24 protein-coding genes are annotated in these 24,291 nt (G+C 70.7%); 12 read left to right on the forward strand and 12 right to left on the reverse strand.

The window, feature by feature from the left end; all coding sequences use genetic code 11:
• Nucleotides 1-33: 33 nt before the first annotated feature.
• The 5 genes from sulP to KF941_RS03915 are packed head-to-tail and all read right to left on the reverse strand — an operon-like array spanning nt 34 to nt 3,887.
• A complete protein-coding gene (sulP, locus tag KF941_RS03895; protein ID WP_214272586.1) occupies nt 34-1,821 on the reverse strand; it encodes a sulfate permease in 1,788 nt (595 codons plus the stop codon).
• Complete coding sequence (locus tag KF941_RS03900; RefSeq protein ID WP_072464113.1) at nt 1,812-2,237, reverse strand: DUF6691 family protein; 426 nt, start codon at nt 2,235-2,237, stop codon at nt 1,812-1,814. Before KF941_RS03900 ends, sulP begins: the two co-directional genes overlap by 10 nt.
• 1 nt (nt 2,238) lies before the next feature.
• Nucleotides 2,239-2,658 carry a membrane protein gene (locus KF941_RS03905; protein ID WP_036761444.1) on the reverse strand — a complete coding sequence of 140 codons (420 nt, stop codon included), beginning with the start codon at nt 2,656-2,658 and terminating at the stop codon, nt 2,239-2,241.
• The gene (locus KF941_RS27805) at nt 2,655-2,993 is read right to left on the reverse strand and encodes a DUF2892 domain-containing protein (protein WP_240540212.1); all 339 of its coding nucleotides are present in this window, start codon (nt 2,991-2,993) and stop codon (nt 2,655-2,657) included. The genes KF941_RS03905 and KF941_RS27805 overlap by 4 nt, the downstream gene beginning before the upstream one ends.
• A gap of 15 nt (nt 2,994-3,008) precedes the next feature.
• Nucleotides 3,009-3,887, reverse strand: coding sequence for an MBL fold metallo-hydrolase (locus tag KF941_RS03915; protein WP_214273641.1), 879 nt, complete (start codon nt 3,885-3,887; stop codon nt 3,009-3,011).
• 427 nt (nt 3,888-4,314) lie between these two features.
• Here KF941_RS03915 and ald point away from each other — a divergent pair, with 427 nt between their 5' ends.
• A complete protein-coding gene (gene ald / locus KF941_RS03920) occupies nt 4,315-5,433 on the forward strand; it encodes an alanine dehydrogenase (protein ID WP_072464316.1) in 1,119 nt (372 codons plus the stop codon).
• 6 nt (nt 5,434-5,439) lie between these two features.
• On the opposite strand, the gene KF941_RS03925 is transcribed toward ald, so the two are convergent.
• Both KF941_RS03925 and KF941_RS03930 read right to left on the reverse strand, forming a co-directional pair.
• The gene (locus KF941_RS03925; RefSeq protein ID WP_214272587.1) at nt 5,440-6,924 is read right to left on the reverse strand and encodes a CHAD domain-containing protein; all 1,485 of its coding nucleotides are present in this window, start codon (nt 6,922-6,924) and stop codon (nt 5,440-5,442) included.
• A 152-nt stretch (nt 6,925-7,076) separates the two neighbouring features.
• Complete coding sequence (locus KF941_RS03930; protein ID WP_214272588.1) at nt 7,077-8,345, reverse strand: S8 family serine peptidase; 1,269 nt, start codon at nt 8,343-8,345, stop codon at nt 7,077-7,079.
• Between the two features lie 94 nt (nt 8,346-8,439).
• Between KF941_RS03930 and KF941_RS03935 the strand changes: the two genes are divergently transcribed.
• The 5 genes from KF941_RS03935 (at nt 8,440) to KF941_RS03955 (ending at nt 13,516) form a co-directional block, all read left to right on the forward strand.
• On the forward strand, nt 8,440-8,931 hold the full coding sequence (locus KF941_RS03935) for an RNA polymerase sigma factor (protein ID WP_214272589.1): 492 nt from the start codon (nt 8,440-8,442) through the stop codon (nt 8,929-8,931).
• Between the two features lie 45 nt (nt 8,932-8,976).
• Entirely contained in the window at nt 8,977-9,681 is a 705-nt protein-coding gene (locus KF941_RS03940) for a hypothetical protein (RefSeq protein ID WP_214272590.1), read from the forward strand.
• A 44-nt stretch (nt 9,682-9,725) separates the two neighbouring features.
• Nucleotides 9,726-11,357, forward strand: a complete 1,632-nt coding sequence (locus KF941_RS03945; RefSeq protein ID WP_214272591.1) for an SLC13 family permease — start codon at nt 9,726-9,728, stop codon at nt 11,355-11,357.
• Nucleotides 11,358-11,494: 137 nt separating this feature from the next.
• Nucleotides 11,495-12,667 (forward strand): glycerate kinase, encoded by a 1,173-nt coding sequence (locus KF941_RS03950; protein ID WP_214272592.1) that lies wholly within the window; start codon nt 11,495-11,497, stop codon nt 12,665-12,667.
• A 111-nt stretch (nt 12,668-12,778) separates the two neighbouring features.
• Entirely contained in the window at nt 12,779-13,516 is a 738-nt protein-coding gene (locus KF941_RS03955) for a calcium-binding protein (RefSeq protein ID WP_036761263.1), read from the forward strand.
• A 77-nt stretch (nt 13,517-13,593) separates the two neighbouring features.
• On the opposite strand, the gene KF941_RS03960 is transcribed toward KF941_RS03955, so the two are convergent.
• Nucleotides 13,594-14,262: a hypothetical protein gene (locus KF941_RS03960; RefSeq protein ID WP_114536961.1), complete on the reverse strand. Its 669-nt coding sequence runs from the start codon at nt 14,260-14,262 to the stop codon at nt 13,594-13,596.
• A gap of 287 nt (nt 14,263-14,549) precedes the next feature.
• Here KF941_RS03960 and KF941_RS03965 point away from each other — a divergent pair, with 287 nt between their 5' ends.
• Together KF941_RS03965 and KF941_RS03970 are read left to right on the forward strand one after the other, a co-directional pair.
• Nucleotides 14,550-15,920: a malonyl-CoA decarboxylase gene (locus KF941_RS03965; RefSeq protein WP_214272593.1), complete on the forward strand. Its 1,371-nt coding sequence runs from the start codon at nt 14,550-14,552 to the stop codon at nt 15,918-15,920.
• A 16-nt stretch (nt 15,921-15,936) separates the two neighbouring features.
• On the forward strand, nt 15,937-17,463 hold the full coding sequence (locus KF941_RS03970) for a malonyl-CoA synthase (protein ID WP_214272594.1): 1,527 nt from the start codon (nt 15,937-15,939) through the stop codon (nt 17,461-17,463).
• A gap of 344 nt (nt 17,464-17,807) precedes the next feature.
• Here the strand turns inward: KF941_RS03970 and groL are convergent, their stop codons facing one another.
• Together groL and groES are read right to left on the reverse strand one after the other, a co-directional pair.
• Complete coding sequence (groL, locus tag KF941_RS03975) at nt 17,808-19,445, reverse strand: chaperonin GroEL (RefSeq protein WP_036761420.1); 1,638 nt, start codon at nt 19,443-19,445, stop codon at nt 17,808-17,810.
• 38 nt (nt 19,446-19,483) lie between these two features.
• Nucleotides 19,484-19,771 (reverse strand): co-chaperone GroES, encoded by a 288-nt coding sequence (gene groES, locus KF941_RS03980; RefSeq protein WP_214272595.1) that lies wholly within the window; start codon nt 19,769-19,771, stop codon nt 19,484-19,486.
• Between the two features lie 305 nt (nt 19,772-20,076).
• On the opposite strand from groES, the gene KF941_RS03985 reads away from it, so the two are divergent.
• Nucleotides 20,077-20,544 carry a hypothetical protein gene (locus tag KF941_RS03985; protein WP_036759639.1) on the forward strand — a complete coding sequence of 156 codons (468 nt, stop codon included), beginning with the start codon at nt 20,077-20,079 and terminating at the stop codon, nt 20,542-20,544.
• Nucleotides 20,545-20,552: 8 nt separating this feature from the next.
• On the opposite strand, the gene KF941_RS03990 is transcribed toward KF941_RS03985, so the two are convergent.
• Complete coding sequence (locus tag KF941_RS03990; RefSeq protein ID WP_036759637.1) at nt 20,553-20,771, reverse strand: hypothetical protein; 219 nt, start codon at nt 20,769-20,771, stop codon at nt 20,553-20,555.
• A 212-nt stretch (nt 20,772-20,983) separates the two neighbouring features.
• On the opposite strand from KF941_RS03990, the gene KF941_RS03995 reads away from it, so the two are divergent.
• Together KF941_RS03995 and KF941_RS04000 are read left to right on the forward strand one after the other, a co-directional pair.
• Nucleotides 20,984-21,451, forward strand: a complete 468-nt coding sequence (locus KF941_RS03995; RefSeq protein ID WP_214272596.1) for an Hsp20 family protein — start codon at nt 20,984-20,986, stop codon at nt 21,449-21,451.
• Between the two features lie 71 nt (nt 21,452-21,522).
• On the forward strand, nt 21,523-22,032 hold the full coding sequence (locus KF941_RS04000; RefSeq protein WP_214272597.1) for an Hsp20/alpha crystallin family protein: 510 nt from the start codon (nt 21,523-21,525) through the stop codon (nt 22,030-22,032).
• Nucleotides 22,033-22,098: 66 nt separating this feature from the next.
• Here the strand turns inward: KF941_RS04000 and KF941_RS04005 are convergent, their stop codons facing one another.
• Nucleotides 22,099-23,223, reverse strand: a complete 1,125-nt coding sequence (locus KF941_RS04005; protein WP_214272598.1) for a YihY/virulence factor BrkB family protein — start codon at nt 23,221-23,223, stop codon at nt 22,099-22,101.
• Nucleotides 23,224-23,463: 240 nt separating this feature from the next.
• Here KF941_RS04005 and KF941_RS04010 point away from each other — a divergent pair, with 240 nt between their 5' ends.
• Nucleotides 23,464-24,246 (forward strand): glutaredoxin, encoded by a 783-nt coding sequence (locus KF941_RS04010; RefSeq protein ID WP_214272599.1) that lies wholly within the window; start codon nt 23,464-23,466, stop codon nt 24,244-24,246.
• Nucleotides 24,247-24,291: the final 45 nt, after the last annotated feature.

Below are 24,291 nucleotides of genomic sequence, written 5' to 3' on the forward strand. Positions count from 1 at the left end.
CGTAGATAAACAAGGCCCGGCCCCTGCCGGACCCTATCCGCCCCGCAAAAGCCGCGCCGCGTCGCCGTAACAGGCCAGCCCGGTTTCCTGCGCCGGGCTAGCATCCGGCCCCAGGTCGCGCCGCAGTTGGCAGACGGCCTCGTGCTGGCTCAGGAAGACCTGGCCGGACAGGTGGCGCAGGAAATCGCTGCGCCGCAGCCGGTCCATGACCGGGCCCTTGACCTCGGACAGGTGCAGGCGGATGCCGCCCTCGGCCAGGCGGCGGTTGATTTCCTCCAGGCTTTCCAGGGCGCTGGCGTCGATGTCGTTGACGGCAGGGCACATCAGCACGACATGGCGCAGGCGCGGCCGGTCGGCGACCAGCGCGGCGATGCGGTCCTCGAGAAAGCGGGAATTGGCGAAATACAGGCTTTCGTCGACGCGCAGCGACAGGATCTCGGGCCAGACCAGCACGCGGTGGCGGTCGACGTTGCGGAAATGCTCGGTTCCCGGCACCTGGCCCACGACGGCGGAATGCGGCCGCGAGCTGCGGTAAAGCTGCATGACCAGCGACAGCAGCACCCCGGCGCTGATCCCCGGCTCGACCCCGACCAGCAGCGTGACCAGGATGGTCGCCGCCATGGCCAGGAAATCGCGCGGCGAATAGTCCAGCACCCGGCGGATGGCGCGGAAATCGACCAGCGACAGCACCGCCAGGATGATGGTCGCCGCCAGCACCGCCTGCGGCAGGTCCGCCAGCAGCGGCGTCAGGAACAGCGCCGCCAGCGCGATGCCGATGGCGGTGAATACCCCCGCCGCCGGGGTCTGCGCGCCGGCGTCGTAATTCACCACCGAGCGCGCAAAGCCGCCCGTGACCGGATAGCCGCCGCCCAGCCCGGCGGCGATATTGGCCGCGCCCAGGCCGATCAGCTCCTGGTCCGGGGCGATCCGCTCGCGCCGCCGTGCCGCCAGCGTCTGCCCGACCGAGACCGATTCGACGAAGCCCACGACCGAGATCAGCAGCGCCGCCGGCGCCAGCGCCGCCAGCAATTCAAGCGACGGGATGGGCAGCGACAGCCCCGGCAGGCCCTGCGGGATGGCGCCGACCAGCGCCACGCCGCGCCCGCCCAGGTCCAGCGCCTTGGCCAGGGCGATGGCGGCGGCGATGGCCAGGATCGGCGCCGCCCGCGCCAGCATGTCGGCCAGCCAGCCGGGCAGGCCGGCCCGCACCAGCCCGTGCCGGCCCCAGCGCCGCGCCGCGTAAAGGAAGGCCAGCGACCCGGCGCCGATGGCCAGCGTCCAGGGATTGGTCCGGGGCAGGCCGGCGAAAAGCGCGGGCAGGATCTCGGGCAGGGTCGAGCCGCCGCCGCCCACGCCCAGCAGGTGCCGGATCTGCCCGGCCGCGATCAGGATGCCCGAGGCGGTGATGAAGCCCGACATCACCGGGTGGCTGAGGAAATTCGCCAGGAACCCCAGCCGGAAGATGCCCGCCGCCACCAGCATCGCGCCCGAAAGCAGCGCCAGCGCGACGGCGGCGGTCAGCGCATCGGCCAGCCCCGCCTGCACCACCGGCCCGATGGCCGAGGCGGTCATCAGCGAGACCACCGCCACCGGCCCGACCGCCAGCACCCGCGAGGTGCCGAAGACCGCATAGGCGACCAGCGGCAGGATCGAGGCGTAAAGCCCGACCTCGGGCGGCAGGTTGGCCAGCATGGCATAGGCCAGGCTCTGCGGGATCAGCATGATGGTGACGATCACCGCGGCCAGCAGGTCGGCGCTCAGCACCGCCCCGCCATAGCCGCGCGCCCATTGCAGCATGGGCAGGCGGTGGATCAGATGCATCTGCGGCGAAGCCCCTGCCCGATTTTGACCATTGCGATTCCGGCGGCCATTGTTGCGGTGAAGAGGACGGGTTCGGGGCGGATGAGGCCGATGGCGGGGATGGCGCCGCCGGGGCAGAAGCCCGACAGCCCCCAGCCCAGGCCGAACAGCGCCGAACCCCCGACCAGCCCGGCGTCGATGTCGCGCCGCTCGGGCAGGTGGAAGCGCAGCGCCAGCACCGGCGCCGGCCGGCGCAAGACCAGCCGGTAGCCCGGATAGGCCACCAGCAGCGCACCGCCCATCACGAAGGCCAGGGACGGATCCCAGGCCCCGGCAATGTCGAAGAAATTCAGAACCTTCGCAGGGTTGGCCATGCCCGAGACCGCAATCCCCGCGCCAAAGACCAACCCGACCAGCAAGGCCGACAGCAAGACCATCTCAGAACCCTCCCGCAAGATGGCGCACCGCATAGACCGTCGCCCCGGTCGCCAGCATGAAGCTCAGCGTCGCCACCAGCGACCGCGCCGACAGCCGCGCCAGCCCGCAGACCCCGTGGCCCGAGGTGCAGCCGCCGCCATAGCTGACCCCGATCCCGACCAGCAGCCCGCTGAGCGCCGTCCAGCCCAGCGGCACCGGGCTGTCGAAGCCGATCTCGACCCCGCCCAGCCGCACCAGCAGCAAGGGCGCCGCCACCGCGCCGGCCAGGAAGGCCAGCCGCCAGCCGCCGCCCGGCGCCAGCGCCCCGGCCAGGATCCCGGTCATGCCGGCGATGCGGCCGTGCAGCGCCATCAGCAGCACCGCCGCCAGCCCGATCAACCCGCCGCCCAGCAGCGATTGCACAGGGGTGAATTCGGTCATGCCCCGCCTCCGTCCCGACGATCCCCGTTTTCGCGATCCCCGTCCTCGCGGCCCCCGTCCTCGCGGCCCCCGTCCTCGCGGTCCCCGTCCCGACGATCCGCGCCTTCGCCTTCAGAGCCGCTTTCGGAACCGCCGCCTTCCGGCCCGCGGCCGATGCCCAGCAGCGCCCAGACCGGGCAGAAGCGCAGCGCCGCGGTCGCCAGCAGCACCAGCCCGGCAACCGCCGCCGCCCAGCTCCACGCCGGCGAAAGCCCGGCCAGCAAGGCCAGCAGAACCAGGCCGAGGCCCAGCACCAGCCGCAGCACCCGCTCGGTGCCTGCGATATTGATCCGCATCCTTCCTCCTCCTCCTCAGTCCCAGGGCGCCTGCAGCAGGTCAAGCGGGATCTTCAGGTAGCGCCGACCGTTCGCCTCCGGCGCGGGCAGCCGGCCGGCATTGGTGTTGACCTGCAGCGCATGCAGGATCAGCTTGGGCATCGGCAGGGTGCGGTCGCGCGCCTGCCGCGCGGCGACGAACTCGGCCTCGGTCAGGTATTGCGCCATGTGGCTGTTGCGCGCCTTCTGCTCGGCCACGGTCGATTCCCAGGCCGGCGCCCGCCCGCCCTGGCAATAGTCGTGGCCGGTGAAGACCCGCGTCGCCTCGGGCAGGGCCAGGATCTCCTGGATCGAGCGCCACAGCGCATGCGCGTCGCCGCCGGGGAAATCCGCCCGCGCCGTGCCGCTGTCGGGCATGAACAGCGTGTCGTGCACGAAGGCCGCGTCGCCGATCACATAGGAGATCGAGGCCAGGGTATGGCCGGGCGAGAACAGCACCCGCGCCGGGATCGAGCCGAGGCGGAAGGTCTCGCCCTCGGCGAAGAGCCGGTCCCATTGCGAGCCGTCGGCGGGGAAGTCCGGCCAGTTGTAGAATTCCTTCCACAGTTTCTGCACCTCGACCACCTTCTCGCCGATGGCGGTGGCGGCGCCGGTCTTGCGCTTGAGGTAGTCGGCGGCCGAGAAATGGTCGGCATGGGGATGGGTGTCGAGGATCCATTCCAGCCTGTAGCCGCGCTCGGCGATGAAGGCGAGGATGCGGTCGGCCTCGATGGTGGCGGTGGCGCCGGATTTCTCGTCATAGTCCAGCACCGGGTCGACGACGGCGCATTGGCCGGTCGCCGGATCGGCCACCACATATTGCACCGAGCCGGTCCGCGCCTCGTAAAACCCCGTCACCTCCGGCACAGCCGCCAGGGCCGCGCCTGCGCCTGCGCCAGAACCGGGGCCAGGATCGGAATGCGGACCGGAATGCGGATCGGCGGCCCGGCCGGGGCCGGAAGCACGATCACGGGTATCACGATCACGGGTATCACGATCAGGGGCCGCGCCCTGGCCGGGCGTCGAGGTCGAGGTCGGGGCATGGCTCATCGGATACTCCTCCTGCGCGCAAACTGTCCTTCATCCATGACATATTCGAGTATGCGAATATATGCAAGGGTGGCGAGCGGGGGAAAGCTTGCGCCCTGGCGCTTGACGGCGGCAGGATCTTCGATTCTTCTGGGAATCCGGGGCGTCCTTGTGCGCCGGCGCGCCTTGGCGGGGCTTGATTTCGCAGCATCTTGCGGAAAGCCAATGCCAGACTGGCGCCGGGAGTTCCAAAAACCAGCAGGAGGAGAAGGGAATGAGGATCGGCTGCCCCAGGGAGATCAAGCCGCAGGAATTTCGCGTGGGCCTGGCGCCCGCCGCCGCCGCCGAGGCCGTCCTGCGCGGCCACCAGGTGCTGGTCGAGGCCGGCGCCGGCCTGGGCGCGGGTTTCGCCGACGAGGATTACCTGGCCGCGGGGGCGCGGATCGTTCCGGATGCGGCCGCGGTCTTTGCCGAGGCCGAGCTGATCGTCAAGGTCAAGGAGCCGCAGGCGCCCGAGCGCGCCATGCTGCGGCGCGGGCAGGTGCTGTTCACCTATCTGCACCTGGCGCCAGATCCGGCGCAGACGCGTGAGCTGCTGGCTTCGGGCGTGACCGCCATCGCCTATGAAACGGTGACGGATGCGCGCGGCGGGCTGCCGCTGCTGGCGCCGATGTCCGAGGTGGCGGGGCGGCTGGCGCCGCAGGTCGGCGCCTGGGCGCTGCAAAAGGCCAATGGCGGGCGCGGCGTGCTGCTGGGCGGGGTGCCGGGGGTCAGGCCGGCCAATGTGCTGATCATCGGCGGCGGCGTGGTGGGCGCGGCGGCGGCGCGGGTCGCGGTCGGCATGGGCGCGAACGTGACGGTGATGGACCGTTCGCTGCCGCGGCTGTCCTGGCTCGACGATCTCTTCATGGGCAAGCTGACCACCCAGCACGCCAGCGCGGCCGCGACCGCCGAGCTGATCCAGCGCGCCGACATGGTGGTCGGCGCCGTGCTGGTGCCGGGTGCGGCGGCGCCGAAGCTGGTGTCGCGGGCGCAGCTTGAAACCATGCCGCGCGGTGCGGTTCTGGTCGATGTCGCCATCGACCAGGGCGGCTGTTTCGAGACCTCGCGCCCCACCACCCACCAGGATCCGATCTACGAGGTCGACGGTGTGATCCATTACTGCGTGGCCAACATGCCGGGGGCGGTGGCGCGGACCTCGACCCAGGCGCTCGGCAATGCCACCTTGCCTTTCCTGCTGGCGCTGGCCGACAAGGGCTGGCGGCGCGCGCTGGCCGAGGATGCGCATCTGCGCGCGGGCCTGGCCACGCATGAGGGGCAGCTGACCTCGCCGCCGGTGGGCGAGGCGCTGGGGCTGGCGGCGATCACCCCCGACCAGCTGCTGGCGGGCTAGGCCACCCTAGCGCCAGAAGCGCTTGGCATCGACCAGGGCCTCATGCGCTTCGGCAGCGGCTTCGACCAGGGTGCGCTTGTCGCGGTCGGTGCCCAGCAGCGCGGCCGCCGCGGGGTCGCCGGCCAGGCCCAGCCGCTCGACCAGCGCCGGGGCCGCCGCCAGGTCGTTCAGCGCCCCCATGCGGTCCTGCAACGCCTCGAGCGCGGCCAGGAAGCGCGCGGCCCGGCGCCTGCGGCGCTTTTCCGCATAAAGCGGTGCGAAGAACTCGGCGGCATAGCGCAGCTTCTTGGCGTCCTTGCGCAATTCGTGCCGGGTCTCGTCATCCACATCGGCAAGGCCGATGCCGTCCTTCTTGACCTTGCGGCGCAGGCGGTCGAGCGCGGCCGAGGCGAATTCGCGCAGGGGCAGGTCGCGGATCTCGGCGGCCGAGGGCTGCGTCGTCCAGGGGCCGATGGCAAGATATTCCGCCAGGTCGAGCATCAGCAGCCGCGCCCGGCGCGAGCCGAGCGCCGTCCGGGCCTGGGCATAGGCCGCCATCCGCGCCGGCTCCAGCCGGGCGCGCAGCGCATCCGGCCGGCAGCGCAGGCGCAGCACGTCCAGGTCGCGCGCCTCGCCCAGCACCCCGGCCAGCCAGCGGCTTTCACCGTTCAGCCGCGCGGCCGTCTCGTCCTGAAGCATCGGCTTGAAGATGGACAGGGCCGAGCGCAGCCGGCGCAGCGCCACCCGCGCCTGATGCACGGCCTCGGGGTTGCCGGGATCGACCAGCGGCTCGTTGAGGCGGAACTGCCGCAGGCAGGCGGCGCCGATCTGGCGAAAGCCCTCGGCCGCCGCCATGTCGCGGTGAAGGGCTGTCGGCGCGGCCTTGTGCATGCGCAGCACCGGGCCCAGCAGGCGAAAGCCGTGATCGGCCTCGCTCAGCACGCCCAGGCGCAGCGGCGCGATCTCGTCCAGCCGGCGGGCCAGCGCGTAAAGCGCGGCGGGCGCGCCCTCTCGCAGCGCCAGCCGAAGCTCGCAGCGCGCCGAGCGGCGGTCGGCGGCCGTCACCTCGCCCCGGTCCAGCGCCAGCTCGATGTCGGCGCCCTGCCAGGACAGGGTCCAGAGCTGGCGCTGGATGTGCAGGTCGAACAGCGGGCCGATGTCGGCCACCTTTGGCCCCAGCAGCGCGCAAAGCGGCGTGCGCTCGTCCAGCACCGGCCTGTCGCCTGCGACGGGCTGGCGCCATTCGGGCAGCACGAACAGATCGGCGGTGCTGCCGGTGGCCCGGACGGTCTGGATGCGCCCGGTTTCGTCCTCGCCTTCGCCCTCGGCCAGGCTCAGCGTAAAGCCGGCGGCCGCCAGGTCCCGGTCGGGCGTGTCGAAATAGGTGGCATGGAGCGGCAGGACGGCTGGCTCCCCCGGCAGCAGATCCGAGGCGCGCAGGGCCTCGGCCGCCTCGGGCGCGATCTCGAGCATCAACTCCGGCACGGAGACCATGGTTTTCTGTTGCGGCATTTCGACCTTCCATCGGGCGCTTCCGGACATCGTGCCGGCCCGTCCCGGAACGGGCGGCGGCGGATGCAGGATAACCGACGGCTGAAACACCTCCATGTCGGTTTTCGTCGAAACGCCGAAACTGCCGCAACCCCAGCCGCACCGTGCCGGGATCAGAGGCAGGGATCGGGCGGGCTGACCAGGCCGTGGCCGAAGACCTCGTCATGGCCGGCCTTGCCCAGATCCCGCGCGCTGGATTGCAGGCGCGCGCGCACCTCGGCCGGGGTCAGCCCCGGTTCCTTCTGCATCAGCAGCGCCGCGGCCGCGGTGACGAAGGGCGTCGCGAAGGAGGTGCCGGTCTTGGTCCGCGCCCCGCGGATCGAGGCGGCGGTCCAGACATCCACCCCCGGCGCCGCCAGGTCGATATGCCCGCCCCGGTTCGCCCGGCGATAGACCTGGGCGCGGCGGTCCACCGCCGTGACCGCGATCACCTGCGGATAGGCGGCCGGATAGGCCGGCTTCGCCGCCGGCCCGCCATTGCCCGCCGCCGCCACCAGCACGATCCCGTCCCGGTCCATGCGCCGGACCTGCCCGGCCAGGGCGTCGTTCGCCGGCCCGGCCAGCGACAGGTTCACGATCCGCACCTGCTGCGCGGCCAGGTAGTCCAGCGCCTCGACCAGCGCGAAGGCATCGGCGCGCTCGTCCTGGCGCTGCTTGTGAAAGGCATCGACGGCGACCAGCGGCGCCCCCGGCACCAGCCCCGGCGTGCGGCCGTCGGCGCGCCCGACCAGCAGCGCCGCGACCGCGGTGCCGTGCATCTGGTCCGAGGCCGCGGCCTTGGCGTCCGAGGCGATGCGGTGCAGGCTGATCCGCGCATCCTCCAGCGCCTCGTGCCGGATGTTGAGCCCGGTATCCACCATGCCGATCCGGGGCGGCGTGCCGCAGGTCGCGCCATGCGCCGGCCAGGCGATCATCTGCCGGGCGGGGCAGTCGGCGCCCCGACAGCCCGGCGCATTGCCCGGCCGGTAGTAATGGTTGAAATCGGCCGCCGTGGCCGAGGCCATGGCGCGCACCACGTCCCGCGCCTGCTCAAGGGGCATGGCGGCGGGCTTGCGCAGCCGGTGCATCGGCTCGCCCGCGCTGAGCCGGGTTTCGTGCAGCACCTCGAAGCCCATGCCCTGCAACTGCGCCAGATCGGCCGGCGACAGGCCGCGCGCGATCACCTCGTCCGGGGCGCGCTGGGGCAGGGGCTCGGCGCGGGCCCGCGGCTGGGCCGGCGGCGGCGCCCGGCGGCGGGGCGCATCGTCATCGTCGTCGTCATCATCATCGTCGTCGTCATCGTCGGCCCAGGCGGCGGCGGGCGCCGTCCAATCGGCGCCGGGGCGCAGGTCGGCCAGCAGCATGGCGGCCAGCACGGTCACGAACAGCAGCAGGCGCGGCATTTCCCTTCCTCCATCAAGCCGGTTTCTGGACATTCTACGCCCGACACATTCTATTATTCCCCGCCCAGGTCAATTTTCCCGCCCGGAGGACTTCATGGATGCGGCTTTCGGCGAAGCCCTGATCGCCCTTTTGCCGAACCTGCGGCGATTCGCGCTGTCGCTGTCGCGCCGCGCCGATCTGGCCGACGACCTGGTGCAGATCACTGTCGAGCGCGCCATCACCCATGCCGCCGGATTCGACCGCCGCGCGCGGCTGGAGCCGTGGCTGTTTCGGATCATGCGCAATGCCTGGATCGACCAGACCCGGCGGCAAAGGACCGCGGGCACCCAGGTCGACATTTTCGAGATCCCCGAGGCGCTGCCGGTGGACCCGGCCCCGGCGCTCGAGGCGCATCTGATGCTGCAATCGGTCGAGGCGGCGATGGCCACCCTGCCGCCCGAGCAGCGCGAGGTGCTGCATCTCGTCTGCGTCGAGGAGATGAGCTATGCCGAGACCGCCGAGGTGCTGTCGATCCCGGTCGGCACGGTGATGAGCCGGCTGTCGCGGGCGCGGCTCGCGCTGGCCGGGAAGTTGGGAATAGAATGACGGGCGGCGCGTATACGGCGGGCAACCCGGCGGGAGGACAGGCCCATGCAGATCGACGATGAGACCCTGATGGCGCTGGCCGACGGCGAGCTGGAGCCCGACCGGGCCGAGGCGGTGCGCCGTGCCGTTGCCGCCGATCCCGAGTTGCAGCGCCGGCTGCACCGCTTTGCCGAGACGCGGCGCCTGCTGGGCGGCCTGCGCACCGGCGCCGGCGGCGAAGACCCGCTGGCCGGCATGATCCGCGCCGCCGCCACCGCCGCGCCTGCTCCTGCGCCACAGGCCGCGCCAAGGGCCCCGGCTGCGAACCTGAACCGCCGGCCATGGCTTGCGCTGGCGGCCTCGGCCGCGCTGGCCGCGCTTGGCCTTGGCTGGTGGGAATGGTCGGGGCGGGGCGCCGATGGGCTGCCGGGGGCCGAGCTGGCGGCGCTGGACGAATTGCCCTCGGGCGAGGTGCGGGTGCTGGCGGACGGCACCGAGATCAGCATGATCGCCTCGTTCCAGCTGGCCGGGGGGCAGTTGTGCCGCGAATATGAAACCGCCCGCGCGCGCGCGCTGCGCACCGTGCTGGCCTGCCGCGACGCGGATGGCTGGCAGGCGCGCTTCGCCGCCCAGGCCCAGGCGGACGGCGCGGACTACCGCCCGGCCTCGGGCCCCGAGAGCATCGAGGCGGCGCTTGCCGCCCTGGGCGCGGGCGAGCCGCTGACCCCCGAGGACGAGGCGCTGGCCCTGCGCGCCCTGCCGGGGGAATAGATCGGAGCCCGCCGCGTAATCCTGTGGTCAGACAGGAGAACGCCATGACCGCCCGGACCCTTCTTGCCCCGACCCTGCCGCTTCCCCGGCCGCGCCGGCTGATCGCCGCGCTGCTGGCCCTGGCCATCATCGCCGCCGCCTGGGGCTTGCCCGCCACGCTGGAGCCGCGGGGGCGGATGACGCTGGCCGTCTCGGCGCTGGCGGTGCTGGGCTGGGTCGGCACGCGCCTGCCGGAATCGCTGGTGGCGCTGGCCGCCGTGCTGGCGCTGGTGCTGGGCGGCGTGCTGAGCGAGGCGCAGCTTTTCGCCGCGCTCGGCAGCGAGCTGATCTGGCTGCTGCTTTCGGCCTTCGTCGTCGCCGCCGTCGCCAGGGATGCCGGGCTGACCCAGCGGCTGGTCGCGCCGCTGATGCGCCGGGGGCTGCGTTTCGCGCCCTTCGTCCTGCTGCTGGCGCTGCTGGTGGCGGCGACGGCCTTCGTTCTGCCCTCGACCTCGGGGCGGGCGGCGCTGCTGCTGCCGGTCTTTGCGGCGATCGCCGGCGCTCTGCCCGATCCGGCGCTGCGAAAGCCGCTGGCGCTGCTGTTTCCGACGGTGATCCTGCTGTCCGCCGGCGCCTCGCTGATCGGGGCGGGCGCGCATCTGCTGGCCGCCGCCAGCATCCGCAGCGCCACCGGCTTGCAGCTGGGCTATCTGGACTGGGCCATGCTGGGCCTGCCGTTTTCACTGGCCGCCAGCCTGGCCGGGACCGCGCTGATCCTGCTGCTGTTCGTGCCGCGCGCCTTGCTGATGGCGCCGCTGCCCCGGATCGAGACGCCGCGGCCGGACCCCGCGACCCGCCGCCGCCAGGCGCGCATCGCCCTGGTGCTGGCGGCGGTGGTCGGGCTGTGGCTGACCGCGCCGCTGCACGGCATCGGCATGGCGCTGGCGGCGCTGGCCGGGGCGCTGGTGCTGCTGACCCCGCCCTTTGCCACCCGCAAGCCCAAGGAGATCTTCCGCGCCGTCGATGTCGAGCTGCTGCTCTACATGGCCGCGACCGTGCTGATCGCCCAGGCGATGACGGCGACGGGGACGGACCGCTGGCTGGCCGGCCATGCGCTGGCCGCGCTGCCGCCCGCGCTGACCGGGAATCGCGCCGCCGTGGTGGTGCTGCTGGCCGCGGCATCGGTGGCGGCGCATCTGGCGATCACCTCGCGCTCGGCCCGTGCGGCGGTGCTGATCCCGGCACTGGCGCTGCCGATGGCGGGCTGGGGCCACGATCCGGCGCTGATGATCCTGGTCGCGGTCATGGGCACCGGCTTTTGCCAAAGCATGATGGCCTCGGCCAAGCCGGTGGCGATCTTCGGCCATGCCGAGGGCGCGGGCTTCGCGCAGCGCGACCTGATGCGGCTGGCGCTGCCGCTGGCGCCCGCCGTGACCGCGCTGCTGGTCTGCTTCGCCCTGCTGGTCTGGCCCGCGCAGCTGGAGCGGATGCGCGGCGGGGCGCAGGAAGCCCCGGCCTCGGTGTCGGCTCCGGCCCCGGCGATTTCCGCCACCCGGCCCGTGCCCCGGCCAGCGTCTTGGCCCGCGCGACTTCCGGCCGAGCCGCACCATCCCCGCGCCATGGGCGAGTTGCAGCGGCTGCAGCACGAGGTGAACCGCGCCCTGCGCCCGGTGGGCCTGCGCATCACCATCCGATAAGATCGTTTGGGATCAAGGGGAAAGGGCGGCTCCGGCCGCTCTTTTCGCTTCCTGCCACAAACTTTTCGCACCGCGCCGGAATAATCCGCGGGTCCGGGCCGTAATCCTGCCAGACAACAGAAAAAAGGATGCCGGATATGTCCCTGACCGTTCTGATCGCACCCTCGGGGTTCAAGGAATCGCTTTCCGTCAATCAGGTGGCCGAGGCCATCGCCCGCGGCATCCGCCGCGCCGCCCCGCATGCGACCATCCTGACCGCCCCCATGGTCGATGGCGGCGAAGGCACGACCGAGGCGCTGGTCGCCGCCACCGGCGGCCGCATGGTCGCCACCACCGTCACCGGCCCCTTGGGCCAGCCCGTGGCCAGTTTCTGGGGCATGATGGGCGGCGACGGCCCGCGCAGCGCGGTGATCGAGATGGCGGCGGCCGCCGGCCTGTCGCTGGTGCCCCGCGACCGGCGCGACCCGACGCTGACCACCAGCCGCGGCGTCGGGGAACTGATCCTCGAGGCGCTGGACCAGGGCGCCACCCGCATCCTGGTCGGCTGCGGCGACAGCGGCATCAACGACGGCGGCGCCGGCATGGCGCGGGCGCTTGGCGCGCGCTTCCTGGACGCCCAGGGGCGCGAGCTGCCCGAAGGCGGCGGCGCGCTGGAGCATCTGGAGCGCATCGACATCGCCGGGCTCGATCCCCGGCTGGCGGGGGTGCGGATCGACGCGGCGGTGAACTGGCACAACATGCTGCTGGGCGCGCGCGGCGTCGCCCGCGTCTTCGGCCCGCAAAAGGGCGCCACGCCCGAGCAGGTCGAGGCGCTGGACCGCGGCATGACCCGCCACGCCGCCGCGATCCTGGCGGCGACCGGGCGCGACGTGGCGGGGATGGCGGGCGCGGGCGCCTCGGGCGGGCTGGGGGCGGGGCTTGCCGGCCTTGCCGGCGCGACGCTGCATCCGCGCTTCGACATCATGCTGGACTACCTGGATTTCGACCGGCTGCTGGCCCGCGCCGACCTGGTCATCACCGCCGAGGGCGCGCTGGACGGGCAGAGCCCCTATGGCAAGGTGCCCTGCGAGGTCGCGCGCCGCGCCGAGGCGCTTGGCGTGCCGACCGTGGCGCTGGCCGGCACCATCGGCAAGGGCGCGCGCCAGACCTATGAACACGGGATCGCCGCCTATGCCTCGATCATGCGGCGGCCCTGTTCGCTGGGCAAGGCGATCGACGAGGGCGGCAAGCTGCTGCGCGCGGCGGCCGAGAACACCATGCGCATGCTGCTGGTGGGCCAGCGCCTGGCCTGGCGCGCCCGCGACGCCTGATGAACATCGCGACTTGCGCCCCCGGTCGAACCGGCAACCGGGACGCGCGGGGAACGGCCGCCCAAGGCCGCTCCGATCCTGCCGGTCCAACGCAAGTGACGGAGAACGACCATGGCAAAGATACGTGGCAACGACGACGACAACCGCCTGCTCGGCACCAGTGCCGCCGACCAGATCTGGGGCATGTCCGGGGACGACAGCATCTTCGGCTACCAGGGCAATGACAGCATCTATGGCGGCGCCGGCAACGACCGCCTGGATGCCGGACAGGGCCATAACCGGGTCTGGGGCGGCGAGGGCAACGACGTGATCCTGGCCGGTGCCGGCAACGACACCATCGACGCGGGCAGCGGCAATGACGTGGTGCGCGCCGGCAACGGCAACAACCGCATCACCCTGGGCGAGGGCAACGACCAGGCCTTTACCGGCAACGGCCGCGACCATATCGCCGCCGGCGACGGCAACGACGTCGTCCGCGCGGGTGCCGGCGCCGACACGGTGATGGGCGGCGAGGGCGACGACCGCCTGTTCGGCGAGGCCGGCAACGACCGGCTGGTCGGGCACGAGGGCAACGACACGCTGAACGGCGGTGCCGGCAACGACACCATGACCGGCGGCGAGGGCGCGGATGTCTTCGTCTGGAACGGCGGCCGCGACCGGATCACCGATTTCGACAGCGACGACGACCGCATCAACCTGTCGCATTACGCCCGGTTCGACGGTTTCGGCGACATCCGCGCCGCGGCGAGCCAGGTCGGCAACGACGTCGTGATCCGCGCCGGCAACGACCGGCTGGTGATCGAGGACATGCGGCTGGGCCAGTTGGGCGGCGACGATTTCAGCTGGTAGGCGGCTTGTCCACGGCAGGCGACGGCGGCGCGGGCAGGTCCGCGCCGCCGCGATGCTGCGCGCCCCGCGGCCCCGGATCAGGGCCCGGCATCGTCGGCAGGACGCCCCGGCCCAAGGCCCATGCCGGTGCCCATGCCCCCGCCCATTCCGCTGCCCATGCCCCCGCCCATGCCGCCACCGCCGCCCTTGCCGCCTTCGCCGCGCCCGCCCTTGGACGAGCCGCCAAGCTGGCGGGCCGGACCTTGCAGCGGGATCACCGCATCGGGCGGCACCGGTGCAAGGTCCAGCGCCTTGCGGATGAAATCGCGCAGCGAGACGACCAGCTCGGCGGTGTGGATCGGCCGGCCGGCGGCCATCTCGGCGGCTGCATGGCTGGCCAGGCGCACCTGTTCCTCGGTCCCCAGCAGGATGATGTCGGAAAGCGCCGCCTCGACCGCGTCGCGGATGCGCCGGGCGCGATCCGAGCCGCCGGCCTCATCGCCGCCCGCCTCTTGCGCGCGCTGCCGCAGGTCGCGCAGATGCGTCGGATCGACCAGCAACTCGCCGGTGAAGGAACCGCCCAGCACCTTGTAGGCGGCGATCAGCGTGCGCAGCCGCTCGTTGATCTGCCGGTTCATGCGCTGCTGGCGCTGCTGGATGGTCAGCAGCATCAGCACCCGGATGCCGACGCCGATCAGCGTGAACAGCGCAAGGCCCAGCAGGGTGGTCAGGATCCCCTGCCAGGTGCTGAAGTCGAAATAGCGCATCGGAAACTCCCTGGCCCGGCCGCGATCCCCGGCCCGTTTATCCCACCGCTTCGCCGCGATGCGCCAGAGGGTTTTGCGGCCAGTGCCGCGAAAGGCCGGTGTCGCTTGTCGCCGGCGCGGGGATGCGGCCGCGCGCCTGGAAGGCGGCCGATGCCTCTGGGGTGGACCGGCCGGCGTTTTTCCGCAAACTGCCGGACCATGGCGCGCCGGCGGTCGCCCGGCTGCGCCATGGTCGATCTTCGTGCTGCCGGGGCGATCCCGGCATGCCAACCCCTTCGGAGGCCGAAATGACCAGGACCGTCGAAACCCCGCGCCCCAGCCGCCCGGCCTTTCTGGGCGAGCTGTTCGAGGTGCTGACGAACCGCGGCCGCCGCCTGCTGGGACGGCGCGGTGCCGGCGCCGCCACCGAGTCGCCCGACCTGTGCGAACTGGGCGAGGCGCTGTTGTCGCGGCGGGGCGAAGCCTCGGGCGTGGCCATCGCCCAAGACCTGCTCGCCGCCTTCGAGGATGCCGACGAGGCGACGCGGCTGGCCTTCCTGCACGACCTCGCCGAGCGTTTCGGCCCCGATCCGGCGGCGGTCCGCGCCGCGCTGGAGGCGGTGCAGCGCGACCCCGAGGACGCGCTGGCCATCGAGGCGCTGCACGAGGCGACCGAGCCGCGCCGGCAGGAGCTGCTGCGTCGCCTGAACCTCGCCCCCGGCGGCACGGCGGCGCTGGTGCGGATGCGCGAGGAGCTGCTGGCCCACCTGAAGGGCAACCCCGCGCTGCGCCGGGTGGACCTGGATTTCGCGCATCTCTTCGCCTCCTGGTTCAACAGGGGGTTTCTCGTGCTGCGCCATATCGACTGGAACACGCCCGCCAGCATCCTGGAAAAGATCATCCGCTACGAGGCGGTGCATGCCATCCAGAACTGGGACGACCTGCGCAACCGCCTGCAGCCGACCGACCGGCGCTGCTACGGCTTCTTCCACCCGCAGCTGGTGGACGAGCCGCTGATCTTCGTCGAGGTGGCGCTGACCGAGGAGATCCCGGACAATGTCGCGGGCCTTCTCGACCTCGACCGCCAGCCGATCGAGGCTGAGCGCGCCAGCACCGCGGTGTTCTATTCCATCTCGAACACGCAGCGGGGCTTGGCCGGGGTGTCCTTCGGCAATTTCCTGATCAAGCAGGTGGTCGAGGAACTCAAGGCGGAACTGCCGAACATCCGCAGCTTCGTCACGCTGTCGCCGGTGCCCGGCTTTGCCGCCTGGCTGGCCCGGCAGCGCCAGGACGAGATGTCCGAACTGATCGGTGCCGACCAGCGCCTGGCCTTCGCCCTGCTGGACGAGCCCGACTGGCACCGGGACCGGGCCGCGGCCGAAAGCCTGCGCGCGCCGCTGCTGGCCGCCGCCGCCACCTATTTCCTGCGCGCCCGCGACGGCAAGGGCCGCGTCGTCGATCCGGTGGCGCGCTTCCACCTGGGCAACGGCGCCCGGCTGGAGCGGCTGAACTTCCTGGGCGACGTCTCGGCCAACGGGCTCAAGCAGGCGCATGGGCTGATGGTGAACTACCTCTACGACCTCGACCGGATCGAGGCGAACCACGAAGCCTTCGCCGAAGGCAGCGCCATCGCCGCCTCGGACAGCGTGACGCGCGCGCAGCCGATTTCCAACGCATGAACCACGGGGACCATTCATGAGCGACAACCTGTTCGACCTTCTCGCCACCCGCATCCGCGACCCCGAGGCCGTGGCCATCGAGACGCCGGCCGGCGAGCGCATCCGCTACGGCGACCTGATCGCCCGCAGCGGCCGCATGGCCAATGCGCTGGCGGGGCTTGGCGTCCAGCCCGGCGACCGGGTGGCGGCACAGGTCGAGAAATCGGTGCAGGCGATCATCCTCTATCTCGCTACCTTGCGGGCGGGGGCGGTGTTCCTGCCGCTGAACATCGGCTACACCCCCGCCGAGATCGGCTATTTCCTGGGCGATGCCGAGCCCAGGGTCTTCGTCTGCGATCCCGCCCGGCAGGAGGCGCTGCGCGAGCCCGCGGAAGCCGCCGGCGCCCGCATGGTCACGCTGGACGCCGAGGGGCAGGGCAGCCTGACCGACGCCGCCGCTTCCTCGCCCGCGGGCTTTGCGACCGTGGCGCGGGATCGCGGCGATCTGGCCGCGCTGCTTTACACCTCGGGCACCACGGGCCGGTCCAAGGGCGCGATGCTGGCCCATGGCAACCTGGTCTCGAACGCCCTGGTGCTGTGCGACGCCTGGCGCTTTACCGCCCAGGACGTGCTGATCCACGCCCTGCCGATCTTTCACACCCACGGCCTGTTCGTCGCCACCAATGTGGTGCTGTTCTCGGGCGCCTCGATGATCTTCCTGCCGAAATTCGACCCGGATCGGGTCCTCGGGGCGATGGCGCGGGCGAACGTGCTGATGGGCGTGCCGACCTTCTACGTCCGGCTGCTGCAGGAACCGGCGCTGGATGCCGCGGCCACCGCGAACATGCGGCTGTTCATCTCGGGCTCGGCGCCGCTCCTGGCCGAGACGCATCGCGAATGGCAGGTCCGCACCGGCCATGCCATCCTGGAACGCTACGGCATGACCGAGACGAACATGAACGCCTCGAACCCCCATGACGGCGCGCGCATCGCCGGCACCGTCGGCCTGCCGCTGCCCGGCACCGAGATCGTCGTCACCGACCCGGAAACCGGCGTGGAACTGCCGCGGGGCGAGATCGGCATGATCGAGGTGCGCGGCCCGAATGTGTTCAAGGGCTATTGGCGCATGCCGGAAAAGACCGCCGCCGAGCTGCGCGACAACGGCTTCTTCATCACCGGCGACCTGGGGAAATTCGACGAGCGCGGCTATCTGCACATCCTCGGCCGCGGCAAGGATTTGATCATCACCGGCGGGCTCAACGTCTATCCCAAGGAGGTCGAGGCCGAGATCGACGCGCTGCCCGGCGTGGTCGAATCCGCCGTGATCGGCCTGCCACATGGCGATTTCGGCGAGGGGGTTACGGCGGTCGTGGTTGGGAGCGGCAGTCCGGCGCTGGCCGAGGCGGGGGTGCTGGCGGCGCTGGCAGGGCGGCTGGCCAGGTTCAAGCAGCCCAAGCGCGTGCTCTTCGTCGAGGAACTGCCGCGCAACACCATGGGCAAGGTGCAAAAGAACCTGCTGCGCCAGCGCTTCGCCGGGCTCTACGACCAGCCGGAAGGGTGCTGAAGGCCCGACAGGGCGCGGCCTGCGGTCGCCAGGCCGTCTCCGTCTTCCCGGGCATGAAAATCTTCGGGTAAAGGACCGGGGGAGGGCTGTGGCCTCTGCCAGGAAAAGCGCATGGCCTTGCATGGGCCCTGGCCCGGCCCGTCCTTTCCCGACGGGTTCCCGGCCCCACCCCGGCCCCAGCCCGGCCCACCCCGGCCCGGTGCGGCCCCAGCCCGGCCCAGTGCGGCCCCGGTGCGGCCCAGAGCGGCCCCGGTGCGCGGCAAGGCCCTTGTTCTGGCGCGGTCCGCCCGCGAAAAAGGCCGCCCCCTGCGGGGCGGCCCGGTCCTAGCCGAAGGCGGGTCGGCTTACATCATGCCGCCCATGCCGCCCATGTCGGGCATGCCGCCGGCGGGGGCCTTGGGCTCGGGCTTCTCGGCGATCATCGCCTCGGTGGTGATCAGCAGGCCGGCGACCGAGGCCGCATCCTCCAGCGCGGTGCGAACCACCTTGGCCGGGTCGATCACGCCGAACTTGAACATGTCGCCATATTCCTCGGTCTGCGCGTTGAAGCCGAAGGCCTTGTCCGAGGATTCGCGCACCTTGCCGGCAACCACCGCGCCGTCGACGCCGGCGTTCTCGGCGATCTGGCGCATCGGCGCCTCCAGCGCACGGCGGATGATGGCGATGCCGGCTTCCTGGTCCGAGTTCGCACCGGCCAGCCCTTCCAGCGCCTTGGCCCCCTGCACCAGCGCCACGCCGCCGCCGACCACGATGCCTTCCTGCACCGCGGCGCGGGTCGCGTTCAGCGCGTCGTCCACGCGGTCCTTGCGCTCCTTGACCTCGATCTCGGTCATGCCGCCGACGCGGATCACCGCCACGCCGCCGGCCAGCTTGGCCACGCGCTCCTGCAGCTTCTCGCGGTCGTAGTCCGAGGTGGTCTCCTCGATCTGCTGGCGGATCTGGGCGACGCGCGCCTCGATCTCGGCCTTCTCGCCGGCGCCGTCGACGATGGTGGTGTTGTCCTTGTTGATCGAGATCTTCTTGGCCCGGCCCAGCATGTCGATGGTGACGTTCTCCAGCTTCATGCCCAGGTCTTCCGAGATGACCTGGCCGCCGGTCAGGATGGCGATGTCCTGCAGCATGGCCTTGCGGCGGTCGCCGAAGCCCGGCGCCTTCACCGCGGCGATCTTGAGCCCGCCGCGCAGCTTGTTCACGACCAGCGTCGCCAGGGCCTCGCCCTCGACGTCCTCGGCCACGATCAGGAGCGGCTTTTGCGACTGGATCACGGCCTCGAGCAGCGGCACCATCGGCTGCAGCGACGACAGCTTCTTCTCGTGCAGCAGGATGTAGGCATCCTCCAGCTCGGCGATCATCTTGTCGGCGTTGGTGACGAAATAGGGCGAGAGATAGCCGCGGTCGAACTGCATCCCCTCGACGACCTCGACCTCGGTCTCCATGCCCTTGTTCTCTTCGACGGTGATCACGCCCTCGTTGCCGACGCGCTGCATCGCCTCGGCGATCTGCTGGCCGATGAAGGCCTCGCCATTGGCCGAGATGGTGCCGACCTGCGCCACTTCCGAGCTGTCGTTGACCGGGCGGGCGGCGGATTTGATGGCTTCCACGACCTTGGCGGTGGCCATGTCGATGCCGCGCTTGAGATCCATCGGGTTCATGCCGGCGGCCACGGCCTTGAGGCCCTCGCGCACGATGGCCTGGGCCAGAACGGTGGCGGTGGTGGTGCCGTCGCCGGCCTCGTCATTGGTGCGCGAGGCCACTTCGCGCACCATCTGCGCGCCCATGTTCTCGAACTTGTCGGAAAGCTCGATCTCCTTGGCGACCGAAACGCCGTCCTTGGTGATGCGCGGCGCGCCGAAGGACTTGTCGATCACCACGTTGCGCCCCTTCGGGCCCAGCGTCACCTTGACCGCATCCGCAAGGATGTTCACGCCCTTCAGCATCCGGTCACGCGCGTCGCTGTTGAACTTAACTTCTTTCGCAGCCATCTGTTCTGCTCCTTGAATGGGTTATCGGAAGGGGACGATCAGGCGATGATGCCCAGGATGTCGCTTTCCTTCATGATCAGCAGTTCTTCGCCATCGACCGAGACCTCGGTGCCCGACCATTTGCCGAACAGCACCCGGTCGCCGGCCTTGACCGCGGGCGCGATCAGCTCGCCCGAATCCTTGCGCGCGCCTTCGCCCACGGCGATGATCTCGCCCTCGGCGGGTTTTTCCTTGGCGCTGTCGGGGATGATCAGCCCGCCGGCCGTCTTTTCCTCGGCATCGATGCGGCGGACCAGGATACGGTCGTGGAGTGGACGGAACGTCATATCGTTCTCCTCATGGACAAACAGATTGCGAGAGGTTCCTCCGCACCGGCCAAGCGACCGGCACGGGGCTTGCGCGACCCGGATGGCATCGCGCGTGAGAGGAATTGGCACGCTAGGCGGCGGTTTCAAGGGGTGGCGCGAAAAATTTCGGCACTCGCCGAAGACAGCTGCCAACACATGAGGTTTGCGTGCAATATCGAGTGATTTCAGCTGCCTCGGATCATGCAGGGTCTTGACCTGCGGCGGGACTGCGCCAAACTTTTCCTTATGGAATGGTTTCGTTCAGACTGATGCCGAGGGGTTTCATGACGGACACGTATATCTCTGCCGCCCGCGACCTGGTGATCGAGGGGATGCGCGAAAGCCAGGTCGCCCTGTCGTCGGAGCTGGAATATCACCTTGCCTCGACGCTGGCGCGCTACATGCATCGCCCGATCGCGCCCGACCGCCTGACCGTCCGGCTGATGGACGCGGCGCAACGGCGGGCGCACCGGGGCGAGTCGCGCCAGATCGGGGACGAATGCCTGATCTCCTGCGCCTTCTTCGCGGCGCGGCTGACGCGGCGGGGAGGCTCCATCGTCCATTATGCCGGGCTGGGGCAGAGCGCCTATGAGATCGCGGGGATGCCGGACGTGGCGCTTGGCTTTCCCGACATGCTGGACGTGCTGCAGGCCAGCGGCCCGCATGTCGAGGACCGGCCCGCCCCCTCGAGGGAGGGCGAGGGCGAGCCGGAGAGCAGGATCCTGCTGCTGTCGCCCAGGTTCAGGCACTGATCCCGGCGCTATTCCTCGGGGTCAGGCTCGGCCGCCTCGAGGATGGCGAGCAGCTCGGCGACGCGGCCCTGGGGCAGGGGGCGGCCCTCGTCGATCATGGCCTCGTCGGCATGCAGCCAGCCCCAGGCCTCGGCCAGTTCCTCGGCCGTCGCATCCGTCCGGCTGATCTGGGCGATCAGCGTCTCGTCCACCGGCCCCAGAACAGCCCTGATGTCCTCAAGTCGCATGGCTGTCTCCTGTGATGTTCCTGCGGTTCGTCCCTGTCAGATAAGGGCTTTGCGGGCGGGGAAAAGGGGCGGCGCGCGCCCCCTTGAACCGCCATGCCCTCGCCCTAGATCGTGACTCGCCGGAAGCCTTTGACGGGACCGGCATGCCGGACGGGCGCCCAGCCCTGCCGGCAGAACGCTTGTACCCATGTTGCTCAACGGAGGATGTGGCTATGAGAACCACTTTCGATTTTTCCCCGCTCTACCGGTCGAGCATCGGTTTCGACCGGATGCTGGACGCGCTCGAGGCCGCGAGCCGCGTCGAAACCATCGACACCTGGCCGCCCTACGACATCGCCAAGACCGGCGAGGACGACTATCGCATCACCATGGCGGTGGCGGGTTTCTCGCCCGACGAACTGGCCATCACGCAGGAACAGACCATGCTGGTCGTGTCGGGCCAGAAGGCCGGCGAGGACAAGGCCGAGTATCTGCATCGCGGCATTGCCGAACGCTCCTTCCGCCGGCGCTTCCAGCTGGCCGACCATGTGAAGGTGACGGGGGCCGAGCTGCAGAACGGCCTGCTGACCATCGACCTGCGGCACGAGATCCCCGAGGAGATGAAGCCGCGCCGGATCGAGATCGCGGCCAGACCCCGGACAGAGCCGAAACGGATCGAGACCGGGAAAGAGGCCGCCTGAGCCTGTCCGCCACGCAAACGGCGCCGGGCACCGCCCGGTGCCGGACCCGTTGCCCAGAAAGGAGGAAAATCATGAACGTCCGTGATCTGATCCCCTGGAGCCGCAACGGCGGCAACCAGCTTCCCACCGCTTTCCGCGAGGGCGACCGCGATCCCTTCCTGTCGCTGCATCGCGAGGTGAACCGGCTGTTCGACGACATGTTCCGCGGCTTCGGCGCCGGGCTGCCGTCCCTTGGCGCGGCCCCCGCATTCCGGGGCAGCTGGCCGAGCGTCGAGATCTCCGACAATGAAAAGGAGATCACGGTGACGGCCGAGGTGCCGGGCCTTGAGGAGAAGGACATCGAAGTCCTGCTGGATGACGGCGTGCTGACGCTGAAGGGCGAGAAACGCTCGGAGGTCGAGGATAAGGACCGGCAATTCTCGGAACGCTTTTACGGCCGTTTCGAGCGCCGTATCCCGCTGGGCGCCGAGATCCGCGAGGACGAGGTCGATGCGCATTTCAGGAACGGCGTGCTGACCGTGACCCTGCCCAAGACGGAAAAGGCGCAGTCGCAGGTCAAGCGCATCGCCATCAAGGGCTGAGCCATCGGGGCGGCGACAACCGCCGCCCCGCCCTTGCCGGGATCGGCTGCCCCTGACCCGGCCGGATCACCTTTTGCGCTGTCCCGCCATGCGGATTGCCGCGCGCAGGGCCAGCGCCGATGCCAGCAGCAATTCCCGGCCCGGCGAGACCTGGTCCGGCGAAACCTTGTCGGGCGAAAAGGGCGCGGCCTTTCCCGCTGCGCCTGCCCTTGCGCCGTCGCGATGGTCCATTCCCGGCGGCGGCGTGTCCGCCTTGACCGCGCCGCGCCGGCCCATCGGCTGCGGCGCGCCCGTGGTGGTGTCGCGGGCGGTCTGCTGTTCGATCTCGGCATTCAGCTCGGCCCCGGCCAGGACCACATAGGCCGAAAGCCACAACCAGGTCAGCAGGACGACGACGCCGGCCAGCGTGCCGTAGGTCTCGGTATAGCGGGCGAAATTGCTGGCATAGAGCGAAAATCCCAGCGAGGCGGCGATCCAGACGCAGACCGCCAGCGCCGCACCCAGGCTGAGCCACCGCCATTTCGCCGCCTTGCGCGCCGGGCCGAAGCGATAGATCACCGCCAGCCCCAGCACCCCGGACCCCGCCAGGATCGGCCAGGCGATCCACGAGATCGCCGCCTGCACCCCGTCGCCCAGATGCAGCAGCCCGGCGGCCAGGGGCAACACCACGATCAGCCCGATGGCGACGGTCAGGCCGACCACCAGCCCCAGCGTCAGCGCAAATCCGGTCAGGTAAAGCCGCAGCAGGCCCCGCGTCTCGTCCTCGTCATAGGCGATGTTCAGCCCCTCGATCAGCGTCATCACCCCCTTCGTCGCGCCGTAGATCGCGACCGCCAGGCCCGAGATCGCGACCAGCCCCGTCTGCGTGCCGCCGTCCGTCACCTTGACCAGCTGGTCGCGGATGATCCCGGCGGCATCCGGCGGCAGCAGGGTGAAGATCCGCTCCATCGTACTGCCCAGATCGGCCGGATCGAGGACCAGCCCGGAAATCGCCACCAGCGCCGCGATGGCCGGGAAGATGGCGATGAGGCCGTAGAAGGCGATGCCGGCGGCGACCACGCCGACATGATCCTGGGCGATCTCGGCCCGGACCCGCCGGAAGATCTGCCTCCAGCCGGGCAGGGGGATCCCGGCGGGGGTTTCGGCGGCATGGCCCAGATCGTCGGCAAGGCGGGCACCATCTGTCGGCATCGGGGAATCCTCGTCCAGTTCGGGATGATCCAGGCGGAACGCGGCAAGGGGCGGCTCGGGTCCAGGGTTCGTTCTGCCGGCGAAAGCTGGGCGTCGTCTATCGATCCCGCGCCAAGCGACATGGCCACATGCCGTAGCGGTCGTGGAACCCCTGGCCGCGCGGCAGATTGGTTTCAGGCGAGGACTCATCCCAAGCATGATCGCCAAACTGCGGCCCGGCGATCCCGAAAGGAGAAGATCATGGCAAATGTCCCGAAACGCGCCGCGCTTTACCGCATGGTGACGGCGGACCATATCTGTCCCTGGGGGCTGAAGTCGCTCGACCTGCTGAAGCGCCAGGGCTACGAGGTCGAGGACCACCACCTGACCTTGCGATCCGAGATCGACGCCTTCCAGGCGCGGCACGGCGTCGAGACCACGCCCCAGGCCTTCATCGACGGCAAGCGCATCGGCGGCTACGACGATCTTCTGGCCTTCTTCGGCAAGGAGGTGAAGGACAGGGACGCGCCGACCTACCGGCCCGTCATCGCGCTTTTCGCCATGGCCGCGCTGATGGCCCTGGCGACCAGCTGGGCGGTCTTCGGCAGCCTGCTGACGGTGCAGGCCGCCGAATGGTTCGTCGCCATCGCCATGTGCCTGCTGGCGCTGCAGAAGCTGAAGGATGTCGAGGGCTTTTCGACCATGTTCCTCAACTACGACCTGCTGGCGCGGCGCTGGGTGCCCTATGGCTACGTCTATCCCTTTGCCGAGGCGCTTGCCGGGGTGCTGATGATGGCCGGGGCGATGATGTGGCTGTCGATCCCGGTGGCGCTGTTCATCGGCACGGTGGGCGCGGTTTCGGTCTTCAAGGCGGTCTATGTCGACGGGCGCGCGCTGAAATGCGCCTGCGTCGGCGGCGACAGCAACGTGCCTTTGGGCTTCGTCTCGCTGACCGAGAACCTGATGATGGTCGCCATGGCGCTGTGGATGCTGCTCAAGCCCGCGGGCATCGGGCTGGGCCATGGCGCCGCGCCGGGAATGTGAGGCGGTGCCCTGGCCGCGCAATGCAGGCGGCACCAACCCGCGCGG

Source organism: Paracoccus sp. pheM1 (assembly GCF_018499825.1).
Classification (GTDB): Bacteria; Pseudomonadota; Alphaproteobacteria; order Rhodobacterales; family Rhodobacteraceae; genus Paracoccus; species Paracoccus versutus.

Bases quoted from the DNA above. Each gene is read 5' to 3' on its own strand.
- sulP (WP_214272586.1), bottom strand. From the start codon at position 1,821: ATGCATCTGATCCACCGCCTGCCCATGCTGCAATGGGCGCGCGGCTAT.
- KF941_RS03900 (WP_072464113.1), bottom strand. From the start codon at position 2,237: ATGGTCTTGCTGTCGGCCTTGCTGGTCGGGTTGGTCTTTGGCGCGGGG.
- KF941_RS03905 (WP_036761444.1), bottom strand. From the start codon at position 2,658: ATGACCGAATTCACCCCTGTGCAATCGCTGCTGGGCGGCGGGTTGATC.
- KF941_RS27805 (WP_240540212.1), bottom strand. From the start codon at position 2,993: ATGCGGATCAATATCGCAGGCACCGAGCGGGTGCTGCGGCTGGTGCTG.
- ald (WP_072464316.1), top strand. From the start codon at position 4,315: ATGAGGATCGGCTGCCCCAGGGAGATCAAGCCGCAGGAATTTCGCGTG.
- KF941_RS03925 (WP_214272587.1), bottom strand. From the start codon at position 6,924: ATGCCGCAACAGAAAACCATGGTCTCCGTGCCGGAGTTGATGCTCGAG.
- KF941_RS03930 (WP_214272588.1), bottom strand. From the start codon at position 8,345: ATGCCGCGCCTGCTGCTGTTCGTGACCGTGCTGGCCGCCATGCTGCTG.
- KF941_RS03935 (WP_214272589.1), top strand. From the start codon at position 8,440: ATGGATGCGGCTTTCGGCGAAGCCCTGATCGCCCTTTTGCCGAACCTG.
- KF941_RS03940 (WP_214272590.1), top strand. From the start codon at position 8,977: ATGCAGATCGACGATGAGACCCTGATGGCGCTGGCCGACGGCGAGCTG.
- KF941_RS03945 (WP_214272591.1), top strand. From the start codon at position 9,726: ATGACCGCCCGGACCCTTCTTGCCCCGACCCTGCCGCTTCCCCGGCCG.
- KF941_RS03950 (WP_214272592.1), top strand. From the start codon at position 11,495: ATGTCCCTGACCGTTCTGATCGCACCCTCGGGGTTCAAGGAATCGCTT.
- KF941_RS03955 (WP_036761263.1), top strand. From the start codon at position 12,779: ATGGCAAAGATACGTGGCAACGACGACGACAACCGCCTGCTCGGCACC.
- KF941_RS03960 (WP_114536961.1), bottom strand. From the start codon at position 14,262: ATGCGCTATTTCGACTTCAGCACCTGGCAGGGGATCCTGACCACCCTG.
- KF941_RS03965 (WP_214272593.1), top strand. From the start codon at position 14,550: ATGACCAGGACCGTCGAAACCCCGCGCCCCAGCCGCCCGGCCTTTCTG.
- KF941_RS03970 (WP_214272594.1), top strand. From the start codon at position 15,937: ATGAGCGACAACCTGTTCGACCTTCTCGCCACCCGCATCCGCGACCCC.
- groL (WP_036761420.1), bottom strand. From the start codon at position 19,445: ATGGCTGCGAAAGAAGTTAAGTTCAACAGCGACGCGCGTGACCGGATG.
- groES (WP_214272595.1), bottom strand. From the start codon at position 19,771: ATGACGTTCCGTCCACTCCACGACCGTATCCTGGTCCGCCGCATCGAT.
- KF941_RS03985 (WP_036759639.1), top strand. From the start codon at position 20,077: ATGACGGACACGTATATCTCTGCCGCCCGCGACCTGGTGATCGAGGGG.
- KF941_RS03990 (WP_036759637.1), bottom strand. From the start codon at position 20,771: ATGCGACTTGAGGACATCAGGGCTGTTCTGGGGCCGGTGGACGAGACG.
- KF941_RS03995 (WP_214272596.1), top strand. From the start codon at position 20,984: ATGAGAACCACTTTCGATTTTTCCCCGCTCTACCGGTCGAGCATCGGT.
- KF941_RS04000 (WP_214272597.1), top strand. From the start codon at position 21,523: ATGAACGTCCGTGATCTGATCCCCTGGAGCCGCAACGGCGGCAACCAG.
- KF941_RS04005 (WP_214272598.1), bottom strand. From the start codon at position 23,223: ATGCCGACAGATGGTGCCCGCCTTGCCGACGATCTGGGCCATGCCGCC.
- KF941_RS04010 (WP_214272599.1), top strand. From the start codon at position 23,464: ATGGCAAATGTCCCGAAACGCGCCGCGCTTTACCGCATGGTGACGGCG.